Annotated in this window: 16 protein-coding genes and 1 other RNA gene; 8 read left to right on the top strand and 9 right to left on the bottom strand. The window is 43.1% G+C overall.

The features are described from left to right. Positions 1–290: 290 nt before the first annotated feature. Both BGK61_RS19520 and ppsA read right to left on the bottom strand, forming a co-directional pair. A complete protein-coding gene (locus BGK61_RS19520; protein ID WP_157888791.1) occupies positions 291–440 on the bottom strand; it encodes a hypothetical protein in 150 nt (49 codons plus the stop codon). 324 nt (positions 441–764) lie between these two features. Next, entirely contained in the window at positions 765–3137 is a 2373-nt protein-coding gene (ppsA, locus tag BGK61_RS09330) for a phosphoenolpyruvate synthase (protein WP_014998213.1), read from the bottom strand. 270 nt (positions 3138–3407) lie between these two features. On the opposite strand from ppsA, the gene ppsR reads away from it, so the two are divergent. Beyond that, the gene (ppsR, locus tag BGK61_RS09325) at positions 3408–4220 is read left to right on the top strand and encodes a posphoenolpyruvate synthetase regulatory kinase/phosphorylase PpsR (protein WP_014998212.1); all 813 of its coding nucleotides are present in this window, start codon (positions 3408–3410) and stop codon (positions 4218–4220) included. 77 nt (positions 4221–4297) lie between these two features. Here the strand turns inward: ppsR and BGK61_RS09320 are convergent, their stop codons facing one another. Then, positions 4298–5209 (bottom strand): tetratricopeptide repeat protein, encoded by a 912-nt coding sequence (locus BGK61_RS09320; RefSeq protein WP_076010931.1) that lies wholly within the window; start codon positions 5207–5209, stop codon positions 4298–4300. Positions 5210–5567: 358 nt separating this feature from the next. On the opposite strand from BGK61_RS09320, the gene BGK61_RS09315 reads away from it, so the two are divergent. Beyond that, positions 5568–6032 (top strand): hypothetical protein, encoded by a 465-nt coding sequence (locus tag BGK61_RS09315; protein WP_076010932.1) that lies wholly within the window; start codon positions 5568–5570, stop codon positions 6030–6032. 166 nt (positions 6033–6198) lie between these two features. Here the strand turns inward: BGK61_RS09315 and BGK61_RS09310 are convergent, their stop codons facing one another. Both BGK61_RS09310 and BGK61_RS09305 read right to left on the bottom strand, forming a co-directional pair. Beyond that, positions 6199–8160: a tetratricopeptide repeat-containing sulfotransferase family protein gene (locus tag BGK61_RS09310; protein ID WP_076010933.1), complete on the bottom strand. Its 1962-nt coding sequence runs from the start codon at positions 8158–8160 to the stop codon at positions 6199–6201. A 168-nt stretch (positions 8161–8328) separates the two neighbouring features. Then, on the bottom strand, positions 8329–11040 hold the full coding sequence (locus BGK61_RS09305; RefSeq protein ID WP_076010934.1) for a TonB-dependent receptor: 2712 nt from the start codon (positions 11038–11040) through the stop codon (positions 8329–8331). Positions 11041–11360: 320 nt separating this feature from the next. Between BGK61_RS09305 and BGK61_RS09300 the strand changes: the two genes are divergently transcribed. Together BGK61_RS09300 and BGK61_RS09295 are read left to right on the top strand one after the other, a co-directional pair. Then, entirely contained in the window at positions 11361–13331 is a 1971-nt protein-coding gene (locus BGK61_RS09300) for a BCCT family transporter (protein WP_076010935.1), read from the top strand. 30 nt (positions 13332–13361) lie between these two features. Next, positions 13362–13838: a MarR family winged helix-turn-helix transcriptional regulator gene (locus BGK61_RS09295; protein ID WP_014998206.1), complete on the top strand. Its 477-nt coding sequence runs from the start codon at positions 13362–13364 to the stop codon at positions 13836–13838. Positions 13839–13927: 89 nt separating this feature from the next. On the opposite strand, the gene BGK61_RS09290 is transcribed toward BGK61_RS09295, so the two are convergent. Together BGK61_RS09290 and BGK61_RS09285 are read right to left on the bottom strand one after the other, a co-directional pair. Beyond that, a complete protein-coding gene (locus BGK61_RS09290; RefSeq protein ID WP_076010936.1) occupies positions 13928–14275 on the bottom strand; it encodes an RnfH family protein in 348 nt (115 codons plus the stop codon). Beyond that, a complete protein-coding gene (locus tag BGK61_RS09285) occupies positions 14272–14703 on the bottom strand; it encodes a type II toxin-antitoxin system RatA family toxin (RefSeq protein ID WP_014998204.1) in 432 nt (143 codons plus the stop codon). The genes BGK61_RS09290 and BGK61_RS09285 overlap by 4 nt, the downstream gene beginning before the upstream one ends. Positions 14704–14848: 145 nt before the next feature. On the opposite strand from BGK61_RS09285, the gene smpB reads away from it, so the two are divergent. After that, complete coding sequence (gene smpB, locus BGK61_RS09280) at positions 14849–15328, top strand: SsrA-binding protein SmpB (protein ID WP_014998203.1); 480 nt, start codon at positions 14849–14851, stop codon at positions 15326–15328. 97 nt (positions 15329–15425) lie between these two features. On the opposite strand, the gene BGK61_RS09275 is transcribed toward smpB, so the two are convergent. Continuing rightward, entirely contained in the window at positions 15426–16649 is a 1224-nt protein-coding gene (locus tag BGK61_RS09275; protein ID WP_076010937.1) for an NADH:flavin oxidoreductase/NADH oxidase family protein, read from the bottom strand. Between the two features lie 381 nt (positions 16650–17030). On the opposite strand from BGK61_RS09275, the gene ssrA reads away from it, so the two are divergent. The 3 genes from ssrA (at position 17031) to BGK61_RS19395 (ending at position 19625) form a co-directional block, all read left to right on the top strand. Beyond that, positions 17031–17387, top strand: a transfer-messenger RNA (tmRNA) gene (ssrA, locus tag BGK61_RS09270). A 263-nt stretch (positions 17388–17650) separates the two neighbouring features. After that, complete coding sequence (locus tag BGK61_RS19400; protein WP_157888790.1) at positions 17651–19192, top strand: replication endonuclease; 1542 nt, start codon at positions 17651–17653, stop codon at positions 19190–19192. Between the two features lie 31 nt (positions 19193–19223). Beyond that, a complete protein-coding gene (locus tag BGK61_RS19395; RefSeq protein WP_083648651.1) occupies positions 19224–19625 on the top strand; it encodes an SEC-C metal-binding domain-containing protein in 402 nt (133 codons plus the stop codon). A 41-nt stretch (positions 19626–19666) separates the two neighbouring features. Here the strand turns inward: BGK61_RS19395 and BGK61_RS09255 are convergent, their stop codons facing one another. Then, positions 19667–20605 (bottom strand): hypothetical protein, encoded by a 939-nt coding sequence (locus BGK61_RS09255; protein WP_076010938.1) that lies wholly within the window; start codon positions 20603–20605, stop codon positions 19667–19669. Positions 20606–20658: the final 53 nt, after the last annotated feature.

The following is a 20658-nucleotide window of genomic DNA, read 5'->3' as shown; positions in this document are numbered from 1 at the left end:
CGCTAGCCGTTTCACTATAAGCAGCTCACGTTTAACAAAGTGCGTACTTACTTTAAGTCGTAGTAGTTAATGAGATGATTAGATAAGCAAAATACCTATCTCAGAGTGCAATAGAGCCCCCCTGTTTAGCTTTCAAACATTCGTCACCGATAAACTCGACCTAACGTTTGCCAGCAACGCCTACGCAAAATTGAAAACCAAACTGAAACCACAAATGAAAACCTTCAAAAAACTACACTCACTTTTTGAAAGTAATCAAAATATGACCACCTTGCTTTAGTCAGCCATTTTTACTCGTAGTTGCGTTCCATCCACATTAACTGCATTTTAAGTTCGTTAATTTCTTTTTGCGCTTCCGCCAACTGCTCTGCCACAGAGCGTGATTGCATTGTATTTTCATCAGAAGTGTTTACTGAAACTGCGCTGTCATTATGTGCCATGAGAATTCAACCAAGTTAATTAATAATCAAAGATTCAAAGTGAAAGTAACTTTGTAATATTACATTTTTAATTACAAAAAGTCATGTTATCAACACGCAAAAATGCATAGTTTTGCTTAATAACCACAGTTTTTTTAAGGAATGAACTCGAGCAAAGATTTGCTTCTAAATGGGTGGCCATCACTTTATGTTGCCTAACTAAAAAAGAGACCTTAAGGTCTCTTTTTAATAGTACGAAAGCTGTTACGTGGTGAAATATCACGACACTAGATGAAAAACTAGATAGCCCTTAAGCTTTCTAGCCTTCACCTCCGAGCTGCGTGATTAACCGTGCTTTTCAGCAAGGTAAAGCCAGGTTTCAACCACGGTATCAGGGTTAAGTGATACCGAATCAATGCCTTCTTGAACAAGCCACGCCGCGAAATCTTCGTGGTCTGATGGACCTTGACCACAAATACCCACGTATTTTCCACGTTTCTTCGCTGCCTTAATTGCCATTGAAAGCAATGCTTTCACCGCTTCATCTCGTTCATCAAACAAGTGCGCGATAAGGCCGCTGTCGCGGTCTAGACCTAGAGTTAGCTGCGTTAAGTCGTTTGACCCAATTGAGAAGCCGTCAAAAATGTCTAGGAACTTATCTGCAAGCAATGCGTTTGAAGGTAGTTCACACATCATGATAACGCGAAGGCCATTTTCGCCTTTCTTAAGTCCCTGCTCTTCAAGAAGCTCGATGACTTGACGACCTTCTTCTAATGTACGAACAAACGGGATCATGATCTCAACATTTGTTAAGCCCATTTTGTTGCGAACGCGCTTAATGGCTTCACACTCAAGGGCAAAACAATCTCGGAAGTCTTCAGAGATGTAGCGGCTTGCGCCACGGAAACCCAACATTGGGTTTTCTTCGTCAGGCTCATATTGATAGCCGCCAACCAGATTGAAGTATTCGTTCGATTTAAAATCTGACATACGAACAATAACCTTCTCTGGCGAGAACGCTGCGCCAATGGTTGAAATACCTTCTACCAATTTCTCGATATAATATTCCGTTGGCGATTCGTAGCCTGCAATCATATCGCTGATTTCTTCTTTCAGCTCTTCCGGCTGGCTGTCGAAATTAAGTAGCGCTTTAGGGTGCACGCCAATCATGCGGTTGATAATAAACTCAAGACGAGCAAGACCAACACCAGCATTTGGCAAGCGAGCAAAATCAAATGCGCGATCTGGGTTGCCCACGTTCATCATTACTTTTAGCGGTAGGTCAGGCATCGCATCAATGCGTGATGTCACAACGTCGAACTCTAGTTCGTCACCATAGATAAAACCAGTGTCACCTTCAGCGCAAGACACTGTGATCTTGTCGCCATTTTTAATGCTGTCTGTAGCGTTACCACAACCAACTACAGCTGGAATACCTAACTCACGCGCGATGATTGCCGCGTGACAAGTACGGCCACCACGGTTGGTAACGATAGCTGAAGCCTTCTTCATGATAGGTTCCCAGTCAGGGTCTGTCATGTCAGTTACCAGAACGTCACCCGCTTGGATTTTGTCCATCTCTTCGATTGAATCAAGTACTTTCGCTACACCAGCACCGATTTTGTGACCAATTGCACGGCCTTCACAAACAATGTTGCTTTGACCTTTTAACTGGAAGCGCTCAATGCTCTGTGAGTCTTCACGGCTGCGTACCGTTTCAGGGCGAGCCTGAACAATATAAAGTTTGCCATCTGCACCATCTTTTGCCCACTCAATGTCCATAGGACGCTTATAGTGGTTTTCAATGATCTGCGCTTGTTTGGCAAGCTCCATGACTTCCTCGTCAGTCAACGAGAAGGTTTTGCTCTCGGCAGGGTCAATATCAACAATAGACACTTGCTTACCGTGTGCTTCATCATCTGAATACACCATCTTGGTAAGCTTACTACCGAGGTTACGACGAACGATAGCAGGCAGGCCTTTATCAAGGGTTGGCTTGTGAACGTAAAATTCATCAGGGTTAACCGCCCCCTGCACAACCATTTCGCCTAAACCGAACGAACTGGTGATAAATACAACGTCTTCAAAACCAGACTCTGTATCGATAGTAAACATAACGCCTGATGAAGCGATATCACTGCGCACCATGCGCTGAATACCTGCAGATAACGCCACACCTTTATGGTCGTATCCTTGGTGAACGCGATAAGAAATAGCGCGGTCGTTAAACAGTGATGCGAACACGTGCTTAATTGCTACAAGCACGGCTTCATAACCTTTAACGTTCAGGAAAGTCTCTTGTTGTCCTGCAAATGACGCATCAGGCATATCTTCAGCAGTTGCTGACGAACGCACTGCGAATGATGCTTCTTCACCAGCATCACCTTGAAGCGTGACAAATGCGGTTTTGATTTCTTCTTCTAATTTGCCCTGGAATGGCGTGTCGATGATCCACTGGCGAATGTTCTTACCCGCTTCGGTAAGTGCATTCACGTCATCTACGTCTAACGAGTCTAAGACTTCGTGGATCCTTGCTTCTAGGCCACTTTGCTCTAGAAACTCATTAAATGCTTCGGCGGTGGTAGCAAAACCACCCGGCACCTGCACACCGGCGTTCGCCAGGTTTGAGATCATCTCGCCTAATGATGCATTTTTGCCGCCTACGCGACCCACATCATGCATGCCCAGTTCTTGATACCAAAGTACGTATTCTTGCACAGCCCAAGCCTCCAGCTTTTTTATGTGTAGGGTATGAGGTTAGTTTCAGGTTTGTGCTTTTATCGCCTGAAACTCATCAAATTGTAGTCGATAAGTGGTGAAAACCACTGTTACCGCTGTCCATTACGTTTGACAGCAAACTTACTGTATTTGCCATCATTCACAAGAACCGTGTAGCTTTTCGACGAAATCATCTTAGAATGGGGAAATTCAGAATGTAAACCCTTTATTACTTTTGTAATAAAATTACACCAATGTTAAGGATATGTTGTGCGCACAGCTTTTTATATTTCAGATGGTACAGCCATCACAGCAGAGGTCTTTGGCCACGCCCTGCTTTCCCTGTTTCCCGTTTCTTTTAATCACAACACCATTCCTTTCGTTGAAACTGAGGAACAAGCACACAAAGTTTTACAGCAAATTTCTGAAAGTTTTCAAGACACAGGAGAAAGGCCGCTCGTTTTTTATACAATTGTGAATGTAGATATTCGCAAAATAATCTCGAAATCGGTGGGCATTAATTATAATTTCCTCGACCAATTCGTTGCGCCGCTGGAAAAAGTGTTGGGTGTACCTTCAAAACCAGAAAAGCACCGCACCCACAGTATTCACGAAACCACCTACGACATAAGAATTGAAGCGGTAAACTACGCATTAGCAAACGACGATGGTTCTAATCTAAAAGATTACGACGAAGCAGACATTATTCTTACTGGGGTATCGCGCTCGGGTAAAACGCCAACAAGTCTGTACTTAGCCCTTCAATACGGAATAAAAGCAGCGAACTACCCGTTTACCGAAGAAGACATGGGAGATATGTTAAAGCTGCCCCCGGCTTTAAAGCGTTTCAAACATAAGCTATTTGGACTCACAATTGCTGCAGAAAGGCTGCATCAAATACGTTCAGAACGCCGCGCAAACAGTAAATATGCATCTCTTCCTCAATGTCGAATGGAACTGCGTGAAGTAGAAAACCTTTATAGAAAGGAAAAGATTCCGTTTTTGAACAGTACTAAGTATTCAATTGAAGAAATTTCAGCGAAGATATTGGCTGAGACTGGACTGAAGCGCCGCAAGTATTAGTGAAACTAGGTACAGGCATATAAAAGACGTGCTGCAAGTTGCCATTTGACTGCACATAATCGAAAGCAATCTAACGATTAATGCGGCGCGTTATCTTTAACCAATTTTCGGTAGCGCGAAACCTGCACCGATGGAAGCCCTTTAACAGATACTCGATTGAGCCAAAGCCTTGCTTTATCTGGGTCGTTGCTAAGTGTGGCGTTTTCCGCTAACCGTAACTTAATACTGTTGATTTGAGCAATATCCTTCGCTTGCTCGGCACATGCTAAACCATCAAGGAACGCTTTCTCTGCCTCCTGATAGTTTTTATTGTTACGAAGCGCTACAGCGTAATTGCTATAGGCGATGGCTTGCTGCTGCATATCAGGTAACTTTAAAGCCCAATTTAACGATTTAACTCGATATTCAATATGTTTTGCATTATCGCCTTCTTTTAGAGCTACGTGCCCTAGTTCAGCAAAGATTTCATGGTAAAAAATAGGTGCATTATAGTTTTCACCTTCGAGTTGCTCAGCAAAGTCCTGCGCTTCCTTCGTTTTACCAAGCACAGTAAGAAGATTTAAAACCCTTATACCCACTTGAGGTGAGGGCATCGTTTCATATTGTGCTTTAAATCCCGTTAGAGATTTGGTTAACGCTATTTTTGCTTCCTCCTCTCGGTGATTAATCCTTAGCCATTTGCCGAAAAACAGGGAAACTACTGGTTTGTATTCTGGCATTCCATTCAAATTTGAAGCATCAAGCCAAGGCCTAAGAAGTGCGTAAAGCTCATCATAACGTTGAAAGTTAAATAAAATATCAAACCTTCTCACTTGAAGCTCCCACCAAGGTGGTGTGTTCTCGTCTAATAGAGATTGCTGTGCTCTGATTTTTGATAGACATTCGTCAACACTTTCGTGACAAAGAGGCTGAATGTCTTCTACCGCAGCGTTTGCATGAAATACAAATAGCGCTAGGAATAATAAAATGGTGGCTAATAGAGGTCTCATTATTATTATGAAAATGCTTCTATTTTTGTATGAAGTATAGGTTAAAAGTTGTTCTTATAATAGGTGTGGAAATACGCTGCCGTGAGTAAACATTTTGTAGATTTTAATGGTACATATAAGCAGGCTGGGTTAAACCTTAACAGCAATTTCTGAACTTTGCCTTTGTACAAGGGAATCTTATCGACTTTCTCGCGTCAAACTTGTAAAGCAAGTATATGATGGCTAATAGCCACCATTTTCTGCGCCTTTCCGTCATAGAAAATTATTGCCATGGCTAGGCGGATTTATCTCGTCTGTTTAAAAAGGTTACCAGTCTAAAAACAAAACAACATAGCCAACAGTGTTAGGAGTAAGAATCATGTTTACTGAAGATATGGTACACACAGCCCTTCAAACGTGGTGCGACAACGTCGTTGCAGTAGGAAAAGTGCACGCGGAAGGTGGCGATGTTAAGGCTTTTGCGTCCAAAGTTTTATCTGAAAACTACGATTACGATAAAGGTAAAGTGCTGTTCAAGCCGACATTAACTTTCGGTGCACAGACATTTCGCCCAACTAAAGAAGGTGCCCTTTCCTACTTTATTGGTGGAAATAATGACTACCCTAACGACAACGGCTTTAAGCTTAAACCTTGGGTGAAGGTATGGTACAGCAAAGAAGATTTCATTCTCCACGGAGATTTGGCCATTGTGCAGTGTAACGTGCATTTTATTGGTGACGACGACAGCCACATTTTTGTAAACAAGAGCTTTGTATTCAAGCTTTGCGACGACGGTAAAATTAGAATTATTCTTCACCAATCTTCGTTGCCTTATCAGCCATAAGGCACACGAATTAAGTCGGTGGTGTTGTGCAGGCAAGTAAGCTTTTCAAGAACTGGGCGCGGTAAAGTATCGAGCCCTGTTTTTTTAAGAGAAGTTATTTGTTATATAAACCCTATCGTCAAAAGTTTAGGCTTATCGGTAACGAACGATTAAAAGCTTTCTACTCTTATTTATCTGCGAGCACGCGCTTAAGTTCACTCAAATTAGATTCGAAAGGCTTCCACTGCCCCATCCCTGTTTTGTAAATAGGCTGACGAACCTGTTCTGAACTCGGCGTTTTTATTACCCGTTTCGTTTTATGAAATGCTAGGCACGCTTCTTCAAACTCTAAACCACAGAAAGCTAGGATACGCTTGACCTGCCCTTCTAAATCATCGAGCATATCTTCGTGTTGCACCGTTAAGATGTCATCAGGCAACACCTTATGCCAGTGAGCCATTAGCTTTTCATAAGCATTGTAGTACCGGCCAATATCACTAAGTGAGTAGCTAAATTCTTGCCCCTCACCGAACAGTTGTTTGTATCCGCTAAAACAACAATCCATTGGATTTCTTCGCGCATCGATAATTTTGGCGTTGGGCAGTATCTTTTTAATCAAACCTATATGAATGAAATTGTTGGGCATTTTATCAATGAAAAATGGTGCGCCCTGACGATAAGCGCGAGTCTGCTGAATATATTGCTCGCCTAGTTTTATCAAAGTATCGTTACTTAGCGAGGCTACATTTAGCGGGTAAGGCGTAGATTGGTGACTTAGCGAAGACGCGATGCCCAATACGTCGTGAAGTTCCATTGTGCCGTCGACGTGAGAATGCGATGCTAATATTTGCTCAAGAAGCGTTGAGCCCGCGCGTGGAAGGCCAACAATAAAAATAGGATCGGGAGCTTGGCAACCTTGCGCTTTATCAAAATCGCTTTGACTAAAAGCGTTCTGTTGCGCGTCTAATGCTTGCTCAGTTCTTTCAATATCAAACTGAAGCGTACTGTGTTTTAACGCATTTCCTTGCTGGTAGTATTTAAACGCTTTTTCAAACTGAGCATTATCTTCATACCCCTTGCCAAGCGCGAAACATATATGAATTTTATCGTCTAACTTAATCGCTCTACTGCTAACCTGCTCCGTCATTTGCTGAAGCATCTTGTCACTAAACTTATAAGTCTTCGTATTTGCCAAGCTCCAGTAAGCATCGCCATAGTCGTGAGCAAAACTCACCGCTTTTTCATAAGCGTTAACTGCATCTGAAGTATCGCCTTTCGCTTTTAAAGCATGGCCTAACGCCACCCAAACTTTAGGTCTGTCTGGTGTTTGTTCAAGAACGCCATAATAAATTTCTAACGCTTCATCTAAATTGCCTACTCCAACGAGTGCATGTGCAAGGCTTGTTTTAATTGCAAAGCTATCCGGGCTTTTTAATAGTCTTTGTCGCGCTACATTCACAGCATCTGGAAACTTGCCTAATTTTGAGAGCACGTTTTGATAAGCCAACGCTGCACGCTCATTTTCTGGATATAACTCCACACAACTTTCCAATAAAAACTCTGCGTCACTGTATACCTTCAGCTGCATACCAATTTCAGCAAGCAACATCATTGCTTCAGGGTGGTGCTTATGTTTTGTTAAGAACTGGCGACACACCTGTTCGGCCGCAGCAAACTGCTTTTCGTACATCAAATCGTAAGCACCCAGAATAGGTGGTGGAAGCGATTGTAAATGTGCAATTTGTGCCGACGCCATTTGTTCGGCCGGAATGTCGTTATGGTTTTGGTATATAGCGAGTAGCTTTTTCCAACTACTTATAAGCGCAGGATTAAAGTGAGTTGCTTTGAAAAACGCATCGGCAGCGTTGCGCTTATCTCCTACAGCTTCGTGGCAGTAAGCCAGCTCTTGGTATCCTCTTCCGTAATCTGGACGAATTGAGAGTAACGTATTGATTACCTTAAACGCATCATCGTACTGTTTCGAAATTCTACAAGTGACAGCCTTCAAATAGAAAACTTCAGATTGTTGCTGCTCATTTAGCGAAGCCGACAATAAATCTTGGATGTACTGGTGTGCAGTTGCAGATTGGCCACGCTGAAGCGCTTGTTTTATTGCACGAACTTGGTGTTGAAAATCTTCTATTGTCATAGCCTTCGTTATAGTTTTTCGTAGCGCTGAACGGAATTGGTTTAAGCCAATATGGCTGATGTTTAATACTACCTAATTTTTTAAGCAGAAGTAATGAAAACGGCAGACCTAGGCCTGCCGTTTTATTCACAGTGTGCTGCCTACTTTCTCTTTAATTACAATCTATTATTAATAATAATCGTAAGAGAATCGCAGACCTATAGTACGTGGGCGGTTCGTCACTACCTTAGGCGTATACTGCTGGGTATCAATATTTAAGATGGCTGATTTATCGAAAACATTGTCGACGAATGCCTCAACTTTCCAGTTTTGATACATCATTCCCACTGATACGTTACCTATCACATAGCTTTCCTGAATGTATCGACCACCGCGAATGGTTTCGCCATCTGAACCTGGGTAGGTCGCACCTTTGAATTCATCACCTTCATCTTTAATTTTAAGGCCTGAACCCGTGCCATAGATCAGCTGCGTCGCATCTTCCATGGCATAAGCGTTCATTACCATGCCTGCTAGACGGTCGCCGGTATAAGTGAGTGATGCGTTTACGTAACCTTCTTTTCCGCCATCTAGCTCAAAGAAATAACGTGCACTGATGTTGCCCGAGAAGTCAGCAGAGTAAGGAAGTTCGCTGCCTACACCCGCGGCAATGCCTTCAAGCTCAGGGTTAATACTCACAAGTTCAGTATCTAAAACACTAAATGCTGCATTGATTACGAGGTTGTCGCTTGCTAGCCAAGTAAGATCTGCGTCTATTCCCTTTACTTCCGCATCACCAACATTGTCGGTAAACACAAGGAAGCTTATATTAGCTGGGTCAAAACGCGACGTTTGTAGATCACTTATTTCTGAGTAGTAACCAGTAGCATTAACGCGCAAGATGCCATCTAAGAAGTCCCCTTTCAAACCCAATTCATAGTTATCTAAGGTATCTGTGGTTGAGTATACCGGAACGCGGAAATCAGCAAAGGCGCCTGAGTTATTTGCTGCTGCATCGCCACCTAGCCTGTTAGTTACCGGCGGACGGAAACCTTCTGAGTAGTTAGCAAAGAGCAATACGTTTTCGTTTACTTTCCAGTCGAGTCCGAACTTAAAGATGGTGTCATCAACAGTAAGTACACCGTCACCGTCTAGTAAGCCAATTTCTAATGAACCATCTTGGATAGCGTCTACTACACCTTGTCCGTCTAGGCCTAGGCCGTCATAAACAGCAGGGTCTAATACACCTTGGCCATACGCTTCTAGACGGCTTGTGATGTCGCGCGTTGATGTAGCACCGCGGTAAATGTCATCAATTTGATACCAGCGTGCGCCGAACGTAGCGGTTACCGTGTCGGTAATGTCATAGCCTAACTGACCAAATACCGCGACTTGCTCGATGGTATGTGTAACATCATTCACGAAGCTAATTTCGGGAGAAAAAGGCCCACCGTCGCTATTTATACCTCGATCTCCAGCCAGTGCATTCCATGAACTTGCAAGATTCTCGAAAATTTCAGGGCTTGCAATCTTAAACTGGCCTACAGAACCCACTTCCTGCTCATCGTAGAACACTCCTGCTGTGAGTTGCCATGGCGTGTCCATCGTTGTGCTGAAACGTAACTCGTGAGTTAAGCGGGTACTTGTTGTGTCTTCTTTGTAATACTTGCTCGGGTCAAGACAGCGGGCGTCGTCAGGATTATCTGGCGTCTCATAATGCGTACATACGTAATACGCTGAGAACAAACCACCATTGGTGTAGCCTGTGTAGTCGGTAAGCGTATCTATTTCGCGGTCTAAATAACCACCGGTATACACGACATCTAATTTTTCTAAACGACCGTTAAGTGTCCACGTAGTTAAGCCAAACTCATCAGAGTTTTCATCGCCTTGGAAACGAATTGCCGAGCTTTCGCCGTCAACTGTTGGGTCATATGCAAATACCCCTTCAGTATCCAGTGTTTGTTGAGTGTGTTGAACAAGCACATCCCAGTCTTCGTTGACAATGTAAGACAACCCGAAGCGAGCCCCTGAGTAAACCGCATCGTTAAAGTTATCTTCAACGTGTTCGCTGTTTCTTGGTGACACAACTGCGGCTTCACTGCGGGTGAAACCATTGATTTCACGACGTGCATCCATCGCAGCAGGATCGATGCCCTTTTTCTGCAACGCATTGCCAGATATACGATCGATTACAACGGCACTACCAATATAACCCCCATTGCCTGGCTCGTTTTCAATGTTGTCAATCCAACCGCCCTGACTTTCATTGTATGCAGCCACGCGTAGCGCCAGGTTGTCAGTTGGAGTAACGTTGAAATATGCCTCCACCGTGTTACTCATATCTCCGCCTTTTGTGGTGGAGATACTGGTATCAAATCCAGCCGCAAACCCCGTATGGTCTGGCTTATTTGTAATTAATCGAACGGTGCCAGCCTGCGAACTTGCACCAAAAAGCGTTCCCTGTGGTCCGGGAAGCACCTCTACACGTTGTACGTCGGTAGCGTAAATGTCCAAATTACGCCCTGCCATAGAGACTGGCATTTCATCAAGATAGAATGCGACCGAAGGCTGAAGTGCTTGAACAGATGACAACGTAATGCTCGATTGCGTGGTTGCTGCACCACGAATATATATCTCGTTTTGCCCGGGGCCTGTTCCCTGAAATACCACGTTAGGCAAGAACTCTACGTAGTCTTGGAAATTATCAATTCCAAGGTTTTCTAACGCTTTTCCATCTAATGCAGATACTGCAACGGGCACGTCTTGAATTGACTCACTTCTTTTAGTGGCAGTAACTTCAATGGTTTCTAGTTTAGCGGGCGCTTTTGTTTCTTGCGCAGCCAGAGAGGTAGATGCCAGTGCAGCGATGATTGCACAGCTAAGCTGAGTTTTTCGCATTTGTGTGTGTTTCCTTCATTTGTTTTTTATTCTTCGGACAGTGTTTACTTTAAACACATATCAAAAAGATCATATATTACGATACACAATCTAGTAATAATTTCTACTCTAACGATTAATAATTAACCAAAAACACCTAAAACCTAGCAGAAAGTCAATTTTTTATCGTAAAAACAATTACAAAAAAAAGGGTAGACTTTGACTCACTTACCAAATACATACAAATCAAATAATTTCATCTGATGTTTATAAAAAATGCTCCATGCGGTATATTTCTGCGTATAAACTGAAATTTAGAAAAGGTGAAAGGAATTTACTGCGTGATTGAGAACGAAAATAAATCTCCACTCAACAAGCCGGTGTTTATTACATCGTCAGCTTTAATCCTATGTTTACTTATCTTCGCTGCTGCCGTTCCTGAAACAGCTGATGCTATTTTCCAAAAGCTACAAAGCACCATTGTGACTAATGGCAGTTGGTTCTATGTGTTTACTGTCGCAGTAATCGTGGTGTTTGTTGTTTTCCTTGGCATGTCACGCTACGGCGAAATTAAGTTAGGACCAGACCATGCAAACCCCGAGTTCAGCTTCGGTACATGGCTAAGTATGCTGTTCGCGGCAGGTATGGGGATTGGATTAATGTTCTTTGGCGTTGCCGAGCCCCTAATGCATTTCCTTGCGCCTCCAACTGCACAGGCTGAGAGCATTGATGCTGTTCGTGAGGCAATGAAGACTACCTTTTTCCACTGGGGCGTACACGCATGGGCTATTTATGCAGTGGTCGCTCTAATACTGGGTTATTTTGCGTATCGTCAGAACCTGCCTCTTACACTTCGCTCTGCCCTGTACCCCTTAATTGGCGATCGAATTTACGGGTGGCCTGGACACGTTGTCGATATCTTTGCGGTAACCTCAACGGTGTTTGGTGTTTCGACCTCACTGGGTTTTGGTGCATCGCAAGTTAACGCGGGTTTTAACTATTTGTTTGGCCTTCCTTCTAATACCGGTGTTCAAATAGCAATTATGGCCGGCGTTGTCGGTTTAGCCGTTATTTCAGTAACGACAGGCCTGGAGAAAGGAATCCGACGTTTATCTGAAACCAACATGATTCTTGCATTACTGCTGCTTCTTATTGTGTTGTTCTTAGGCCCGACTGTCTTCTTACTACAGGCGTTTATGCAGAACACTGGCGCCTATTTGTCTGACATTGTGCGAAACACTTTCAATTTGTTTGCCTATGAAAAAACAGACTGGATTGGCGGCTGGACCATATTCTACTGGGGTTGGTGGTTAGCGTGGGCACCGTTTGTAGGTCTGTTCATAGCGCGTATCTCGTACGGTCGAACTATTCGTGAATTTGTCATGGGTGTATTACTAATTCCATCAGCGTTCACGCTATTTTGGATGACGGTGTTTGGTAATGCAGCGATAGATCAAGTATTAGTGCAAGGCAAAGATGTACTTGCTCAAATGGTAAATGAAGACACGTCAGTAGCACTGTTTGTGTTTTTGGAGCAGTTCCCTTTCTCTTCTGTGCTAAGTCTTATTGCCGTACTAATGGTTATCGTATTCTTTGTTACCTCGTGCGACTCTGGAGCCATGGTTGTCGATATGTTGTGCTCACATGGTGAAAACAACACACCATTGTGGCAGCGCGTTTACTGGGCTGTGGGCGTTGGTGTAGTCAGCTCCGTATTACTTTACGCTGGTGGGCTTGGCGCACTGCAAACAATGACGATTGCCGCCGCACTCCCCTTTGCCATAGTGCTGCTCATTGCTATATCGGGTCTGCTAAAAGCACTGCGTATTGAAGCGTATAAACGTGAGAGCCTACAGGTTCTAACAGGTACACCTCAGCACAACGATTCTGACAAAAACTGGAAGGAGCGCCTGGAAAACATCGTGACCTTTCCTGATGAAACGGCCGTTCGTCGCTATATAAACAAGGTTGTAAAACCTGCACTAACGGAAGTAAGTGAAGAGTTTAAGGCGCAGCAATTTGAAATAAAAATTGAAGACACCGACGAAGCACTTATTTTGACAGTTGATATGGGTAATGACCCAGAGTTCATATATGCTGTACACCCTGTGTCGACAGAACAGCCTGAATTTGGTCCAAGTGATACGCCACCACTAGACGAAAACAAAAAGGCAACGTACTATCGCGCCGAAGTGCACCTAAGTGAAGGTGGTCAGAACTATGATATTATGGGCTGGTCGAAAATTTCAGTCATTAATGACGTCATCGATCACTATCATAAGCACCAACATTTTATCCATTTGCTTAAGTAACGACTTGGTTACGCAATTGTTGGAAGTAATATGCGAAAAGAAGAAGAATTATTAGTGGCACTACGGCGCGTAATTCGCGCTGTAGACCTACGCAGCAAGCAGCTAAGTAAACATGTGGGGCTGACAGGTCCACAGCTATTAGTAATGCAGAATATTGAAGAACGGCCCGGTATTATGGTGCGTGAAATTGCAGAGAATATTAATTTAAGCCCTGCAACGATCACGAACATACTCGACAGACTAGAGTCCAGAGATTTAGCTACGCGCATTAGAAGTACGCAAGACAAACGAAAAGTGGGTGTGTTTTTAACTGAACGCGGTAAGGAAGCGGTGGTGGATGCGCCTCGCCCACTTCAAGAGCACTTTGTTGAGCGCTTTTCGCAACTTAAAGAATGGGAACAAAGTCAAATGGTGGCTACGGTTCAGCGTATCGCCAGTATGATGGATGCAGAAGATATCGATGCCTCGCCTTTCTTGGAACTAGGCAGTATTTCTGATAAAAGCTAATAACTTCTTTTTTCATACAAAAATGGCCTTTAATTGAAGGCCATTTTTATATTTAGTAATGCTGCAAACCGAACGCGCTGAGTTAGTGCTCAGTATTTCGCTTTAAGTGGATTCACTTTTCCACCGGTAATTTTATCCGCACGTCCCTCTTCTTTCGCTTTCTCGGCACGACGCTTGCGAATTTCTTTCGGATCAGCAATAAGCGGACGGTAAATTTCGATGCGATCGCCGTCGGTAAGTGTATCGCGCAGCTTAACAACGCGGCTCCAAATCCCCACTTTCGTCGCTTTTAAATCAATTTCAGGGAATTGCTCTAGCACGTTAGAAGCTTGAATCGCCTCTTCTACCGTCGCATTTTCATGAATAGCAACATCAATGATGGTTTGCTTGGTAGGCAATGCATAGGCAACCTCAATATTGATGAGCTTATTACTCATGCGTATACGCTCCGCGCTCTGTCTGTAAAAGCAGAAACCATACTGCTAGCTAGGCTATTAAACACTTTTCCAAATGCCATTTCAGCTAACTTATTACTGAATTCAAATTCAAGATTTAACTCTATCTTACACGCTTCTTCCGATAGCGCCGAAAATGTCCAGCCACCGGTAAGCGAGCGAAACGGGCCGTCAACCAATTGCATTTGAATACTTTTCCCCGGTTCAAGCACATTATGGGTGGTAAACCACTGCTTAATACCGGCTTTGGCAACTAACAAAGACGCTTTCATGCTTTGCGCTGACGTGTCGAGGATTTTGCTATCGGTACAGCCTGGCAAAAACTCAGGGTAGGAAGCTACATCGTTGACTAAGTTAAACATGGCTTCTGCGCTATGAGCTACAAGCGCGCTTCTATGAATACTTGGCATTGATTCCACTACAATTAAAACTCTTGGCGGCATTGTATCACAGAAAATTTGTATCGCTTGTATTCGGTTTTGAACCAAATGCCCCAATATAAGATAACAATGACAACTAAAGACATTCCTTTGAACAATCAGTATAATAGCCAGCATGAAAAAGAATAAAGCCAACAAAAACACCTCAGGAAATATCGCGCAGAACAAAAAAGCGCGTCATGACTATTTCCTAGAAGACAAGTTCGAAGCTGGACTTGAGCTTCAAGGGTGGGAAATTAAAAGTATTCGTGCCGGTAAAGTGAACATTACCGATGCGTACGTTATTATCCAAAATGCCGAAGCGTATTTGGTAGGTTGCAGAATTAGTCCGCTAAATCAAGCATCTACCCATGTAATCGCTGCGCCTGAGCGTGCGCGCAAATTGTTGCTAAACAAACGCGAAATAGACCGCTTAATGGGTGCTCGAGACCGCCAAGGTTACTCTATCGTTGCCACTTCAATGTATTGGAAAAAGTGTTGGGTGAAACTAGAAATTCATCTAGCCAAAGGTAAGCACGCGCACGACAAGCGTGACACCATTAAAGACAAAGATTGGCAACGTCAAAAAGAAAGAATGATGAAACACAGCGTTTAACGCTGTGTTTTTGTATGTACTATTGGAAAAACACGACTTGGGCTAGAGGGAGTATTAAAATAGCTGCGCCCAATCACACGGCAGCCCTTGGCGATGTTTAACCTACATCACGCTTAGTCATTTTCTTGCGATGTAGCATATCAAGAATAAGGCTCCAAAGTGGCGAAGGGGTTCTTAACGTCGTAAGGTTGTTCCCCAAGCGTCTAAGTTGTCTTCGCACCATGGCCATATTGGCAAGGCTTGCCAACGACTTATCTTTCCATGAGCAGTGCGGAATTATTCCTGAGTAAGACCACTCTTGTTGCCACTTTTTGGCTAAATCTGGCGTAATCGCAAGCGCACTGGCTAGCCCCACCAGCGCACAGCCCTGTTCGATAACTTTTTCAGCAACCGCGGCCCTTTTTATTCCACCGGTCGTCATTAGTGGAATATCGGTTTTACTAACCAACGCTTGTGCAAATTCCAAAAAGTATGCTTCTCGCGCTAGCGTGGTATCGTCGCGAGTTTGGCCTTGCATAGCAGGTGCTTCATAACTACCGCCAGATAGCTCAACAACATCAACGCCTAACGCTTCTAAACGGTTTACCACTTCGCACGCATCATCAAAAGAGAACCCGTTCTTTTGAAAGTCAGCAGAGTTAAGCTTTACCATTACGATGAAGTCTTTTGAGCAAACGGCCCTAACCTGACTGACAATATTTATAAGCAAACGCGCGCGGTTAATAATGGAACCGCCCCACTCGTCCTGGCGCTGATTAGTCAGTGGAGATAAAAACTGCGTAAGCAAATAACCGTGAGCTGCGTGAATTTCCACACCGTCAAAGCCTGCTTTTTCAGCTTGCTTGGCTGTTTGAACGAAACGCTTGCACACATCGTGGATGTCTTGGCATGTCATTTCTCGCGGTTGAGCAAACAGCTTTGAGTGTTTACCCATATCTAACGGCACAGCAGAAGGCGCAATGGCTTTACCCTTCATTGCTTTAAAGACTTGTCGACCTGGGTGGTTAATTTGCATGATGGCTAAAGCACCATTAGATTTAATGATTTTTGCCCACTTTTGAAAAGGAGCAAGATCAGTGTCTTTTTCTAGCGCTACACCGCCAGGCCCTGTCATCGCACCTTTATCAACCATTACATTACCCGTAATGATCATGCCTAAGTTGCCGTGGGCCCAATATCGATAAAGTGAGTACAAAGACTCACCGGGGATATTTCCCATACTCGACATATTTTCTTCCATAGCAGCTTTAACAAGACGGTTTCGTGCTGTTATGCCACACGGCAAGGTATACGGAGAATACAATATTGAATCTGAAGACATTTACACTACAAGCCTTTTATTTATGCCCACGTACTTTAATGGTTCTTGACAGTAATTGCATCCTTACATCCGCACTATTTCCTTAAAAATTAGCTAAAATAATCAAATAAAAAGCACTATCTTAGTGGTCTTATTGCATTTATTTACCAATACTTTTTGCCCCCCTCTTGAATTTGAACCAACCAGCCACATATCTAGAGTAAGTTCAGTGATACGCATATTCGTGCATCATTGAGTTAGGTGAGATGTACGTGTATAAGCTTTTGAAATACTAAACGTTATTTTTGGTTGATTAATAGCCAAACCCTTAAAATTTATAGTAATTTTCAAAAGAATGTATTTCACCATGTAACATTTGTGCTATTATTGAAAATCACACTCGGGGCTGATTAGGATTCGACAGGATCTAGGAAGCCGGAGGTGCATGCAGAGGAGCGGTTTGCCTCTTAAAAAGCCGCATTTAAATAGTCGCAAACGACGAAACTTACGCACTAGCCGCTTAATACCCGGCATAGGCCCTTCCACCACAGCTTAGTTTGCTAGCGTGGGTTTGGAAGGTCATATAAGCAAACTAGCGAGGGAAACTCTCCTGAGGTTGAACCGCGAAACAGTATCAGGACAGCTATTAGGAACCCTGTTTGTCGGGGTCCAAAATAGTTAAAGAAAAGACAAACTAAGCATGTAGTACCAAAGGTAGACATTTTCTGGACGCGGGTTCAAATCCCGCCAGCTCCACCAATTCCAGAAGCGGTCTAGACCAATCTAGACCGCCTCACCCCTTTAAATTCGCCGCCTCTGGCGATAACACTCAAAACCAACCACAGGTCTCCAACGGTCTTAATAGGGCTGTAAAGTGTCGCGAATCTGTACTTGAATGTCGCGAGACTGTCACCTCTCCCGAACAAATTACTTATGGTTTAGGCACGCGGGAATGCCATAAATTTCGTGCTGAGTTATTCAGTGCAATGCCTTCAATTGCCTATGACGCAGCTCATAAATACGTGAAGATTTCAAAGCAAGCAAGCTATGTTAAAGCAAATCTTTTTCTCTCAAACCTCAACAAAGAGCTTCAAATAGCTGACTTGAATCTTTCTAAAGATATTCGCGAACTGAAACTTTTTGCCAAGCAGAAAGCCAACCAATGCTTGAGGAATACCGCTCACCTAAATACTAAACAAGCCTTTGACTACTGCTTGAATAAATTTGAAAAATACGGTTTCTCTATTCCATGTGATATGACGCATTTGGAAGCACTGACACTCTTTAGAACCGAAAAGTTTTGGTTCAACAAGTTCAAAACGCTGGCTACGCAAAAAATGGAATCAATCAGACGCCAGCTTGATTTAGTGAATCAATCGAAAAGCGCGTATTGTAGCGACGAACGACTCAGGCAACATCAGTGGGAAAAAGCTCAAGCGCAAGAGTATATGCAAAACAAATGGTTTTGCAGCGCTGATGGTGAATATGTCTCCATGCTTGATGTATACAACTCTAACGTATCAAACCCCAAGGTAAGACGCGCAGAGTTAATGGTTAGGATTAAAGGTACTGAGGAGTATTCTCAACTTCAGAACCATGAAAGCTGGTTTTACACTTTAACCACACCGTCAAAATATCACTCTCACTATAAATCTGGAAAGCCTAATCCAAAATTTGAGCATTACAGTGTAAAAGATGCTAACGACTATCTAAATTGTCAATGGCAGAAAGCGAGAGCACAATTTGATAGAGAAAACATACAAGTTTATGGTTTACGAGTAGTAGAGCCCCATCACGATGGCACACCCCACTGGCATCTCATGCTATTCATGCCACCTCATCATTCAGAGCGCGTTACTCAAATCCTTAGTCATTACGCACTAGAACACGATGGTAATGAGCAAGGGGCATTAAAAAGCCGTTTCAAGGCTGAAAAAATATGCACTGAGAAAGGCTCCGCCCAAGCTTACATCGCTAAATACGTTTGTAAGAACATCGATGGTGAGTATTTAGATGAAGACAAATACGGTAATGATGCAAAAACTGCTGCGTCAAAAATAACAGCTTGGGCGTCGCTTTATAACATCCGTCAATTTCAGTTCTTCGGGCTTCCTTCTGTTTCGCTATGGCGTCAATTGAGAAAAATATACGGAGAAGCGGAAGACCACGAATTGAACAAACTAAGAATCGCCGCTGATTCATCGGATTGGCTTTCCTACTTATTACTGATGGGTGGAGCAAACGTCAGAAAAGTGGAGCGCCCTTTTGCGTTGGAGTACGAGAACAAAATAAAAGAACTGTATGCTCATTTAAATTGTTCAGAGCTTTCTAAACACGCATTTTCGCGCACCCCAAAATCAATTCTTTCCATATCGTCTAGACACTTAATAGAAAACAAACAGTGGGTTCTTCTAGAGTCACCCGCTGAACAAGTTGACAGCCCGCCCTTCCCTTGGGAAGGACGGACTGTTGACGAAGGCTCAGGGGGTAGCCGAAGGCGACTGGGGATTTCCCGTGAGGGGGAAGCCCCAAAAGCCGAAGGCATCTTGGACTTGTGTAAATAACTGTACTGAACAAAATAATCTAGAGAAAAATATGAAAATTGGTAGAAATGATAAATGCCCATGCGGTAGTAACAAAAAATACAAACATTGCTGCGCTAACAAAAAAATAGTTCAAGATGATAATAACTTGCTCTCTTTATCAAATCAGCAATTCCTTGGTTACTCTCGGGAGCGCTTACCCAGTGAATCACCATTCGACCTAGCTACAGATGGACTTTGCTGTTTGGTAATGACTTTAGATAGTTTAAAAGCAAGTACATTGAATGAAATGCACAACACTGACACTTTCAATAGCGGCATGGTAATCGTTACCTCTGGTGAGTGTTCAGATGTACAAATGGCGGGGCCATTCGACTCACTAGATGAAGCTTTCGAATATGCACGAATAGAGCATGGTGCAATCCGATTCCAAAGCCAGCCCGAGTTCATTTAACCCATTAGCTAGAATGCTCTTTAAAAAATAAGGTCTTGTTTCTAACGAAGGAATTTCCCTTCCTTCGTTATGTGGTCAAAAGAGAAAACATGCTCTGATGGCGCTACCCTGCACTTTCCAACGAATCTATTGTGAAACTCTCTACTCTTTTCAATTAGCAGGTCTTCGCCACAAATTGAGCATTTAGCTTCAATAGTAACTGCTTTCATAAATATTGGAGCTTCAGATTGTCCAGTTGGATTAATCGTGAGTAGTTTATTCTTTGCTAACCTTTTAGACCAAAGTGCTGGATAAGTCGTTATACCTTTATTGAGTAGTTCGTGTAGAGTCATAAAAACTATGCATGCGAACATGCCAACTATCACCACACATGTATTCATCGTCTTGCTACCCCACTCTACAAGTCCAATAAACGTGTAAAGTGTTAATGCAATCGACACCAGTAAACCAACTGCCGTTATTATGAGCTTTCTTGGTGTTAGAATTAAGTTGGAAAATGGTTTAGCCCAAGGCAATGCATCATCAATTCGTGTAACAACGTATCGTACCCTATGAGTATTCACATCACCGACACCATTAGACTTTATAGCACCCGTACGAACTCTCCATTTCGTCGGAGTGCCACCTTTTGAGCTAACGCGCTCTAGTATTAATGGACTTAGATTTTTTTCTGCAAGTATTGCGTTTAATGAAGACGTTTGAGCAAAAAGGTTTGAGAGATTGTCTTCATGCCCTTTCATCCATCGCCTGGCTTTTTCTGAATCTTCTTGCCCGTTCATGGATTTATATATTTCTGCAGCAGTAAAGTAAAAATGAGATTCATCAGCTGCATTTTGTCGAATCAATTGGTGAGTTTGCTCTAGTAGGAACGCCCCAACTTCCTCACCTACTATGTTCGGTATATGAACACTAAAAAACTGCATTGCTATTTCTAAAGACTTTTTCAAATCTTCAACATCCTGTTTTTCAACAACTTCCATATTTTAACTACCCGTATGTAACCCGTATGCCCACTGTTTTAGCAGACCAATCA

It is taken from the genome of Alteromonas abrolhosensis (assembly GCF_001953635.1).
Lineage (GTDB): Bacteria > Pseudomonadota > Gammaproteobacteria > Enterobacterales > Alteromonadaceae > Alteromonas > Alteromonas abrolhosensis.
This window is presented reverse-complemented; position numbering and strand designations above follow the sequence as displayed.

Coding starts and splice junctions, on each gene's coding strand:
- BGK61_RS09275 (WP_076010937.1), bottom strand. CDS start 16,649: ATGTCTTCAGATTCAATATTGTATTCTCCGTATACCTTGCCGTGTGGC.
- BGK61_RS09255 (WP_076010938.1), bottom strand. CDS start 20,605: ATGGAAGTTGTTGAAAAACAGGATGTTGAAGATTTGAAAAAGTCTTTA.
- BGK61_RS09295 (WP_014998206.1), top strand. CDS start 13,362: ATGCGAAAAGAAGAAGAATTATTAGTGGCACTACGGCGCGTAATTCGC.
- BGK61_RS09305 (WP_076010934.1), bottom strand. CDS start 11,040: ATGCGAAAAACTCAGCTTAGCTGTGCAATCATCGCTGCACTGGCATCT.
- smpB (WP_014998203.1), top strand. CDS start 14,849: ATGAAAAAGAATAAAGCCAACAAAAACACCTCAGGAAATATCGCGCAG.
- BGK61_RS19520 (WP_157888791.1), bottom strand. CDS start 440: ATGGCACATAATGACAGCGCAGTTTCAGTAAACACTTCTGATGAAAAT.
- BGK61_RS09290 (WP_076010936.1), bottom strand. CDS start 14,275: ATGAGTAATAAGCTCATCAATATTGAGGTTGCCTATGCATTGCCTACC.
- BGK61_RS09320 (WP_076010931.1), bottom strand. CDS start 5,209: ATGAGACCTCTATTAGCCACCATTTTATTATTCCTAGCGCTATTTGTA.
- BGK61_RS19395 (WP_083648651.1), top strand. CDS start 19,224: ATGAAAATTGGTAGAAATGATAAATGCCCATGCGGTAGTAACAAAAAA.
- BGK61_RS09285 (WP_014998204.1), bottom strand. CDS start 14,703: ATGCCAAGTATTCATAGAAGCGCGCTTGTAGCTCATAGCGCAGAAGCC.
- BGK61_RS09315 (WP_076010932.1), top strand. CDS start 5,568: ATGTTTACTGAAGATATGGTACACACAGCCCTTCAAACGTGGTGCGAC.
- BGK61_RS09310 (WP_076010933.1), bottom strand. CDS start 8,160: ATGACAATAGAAGATTTTCAACACCAAGTTCGTGCAATAAAACAAGCG.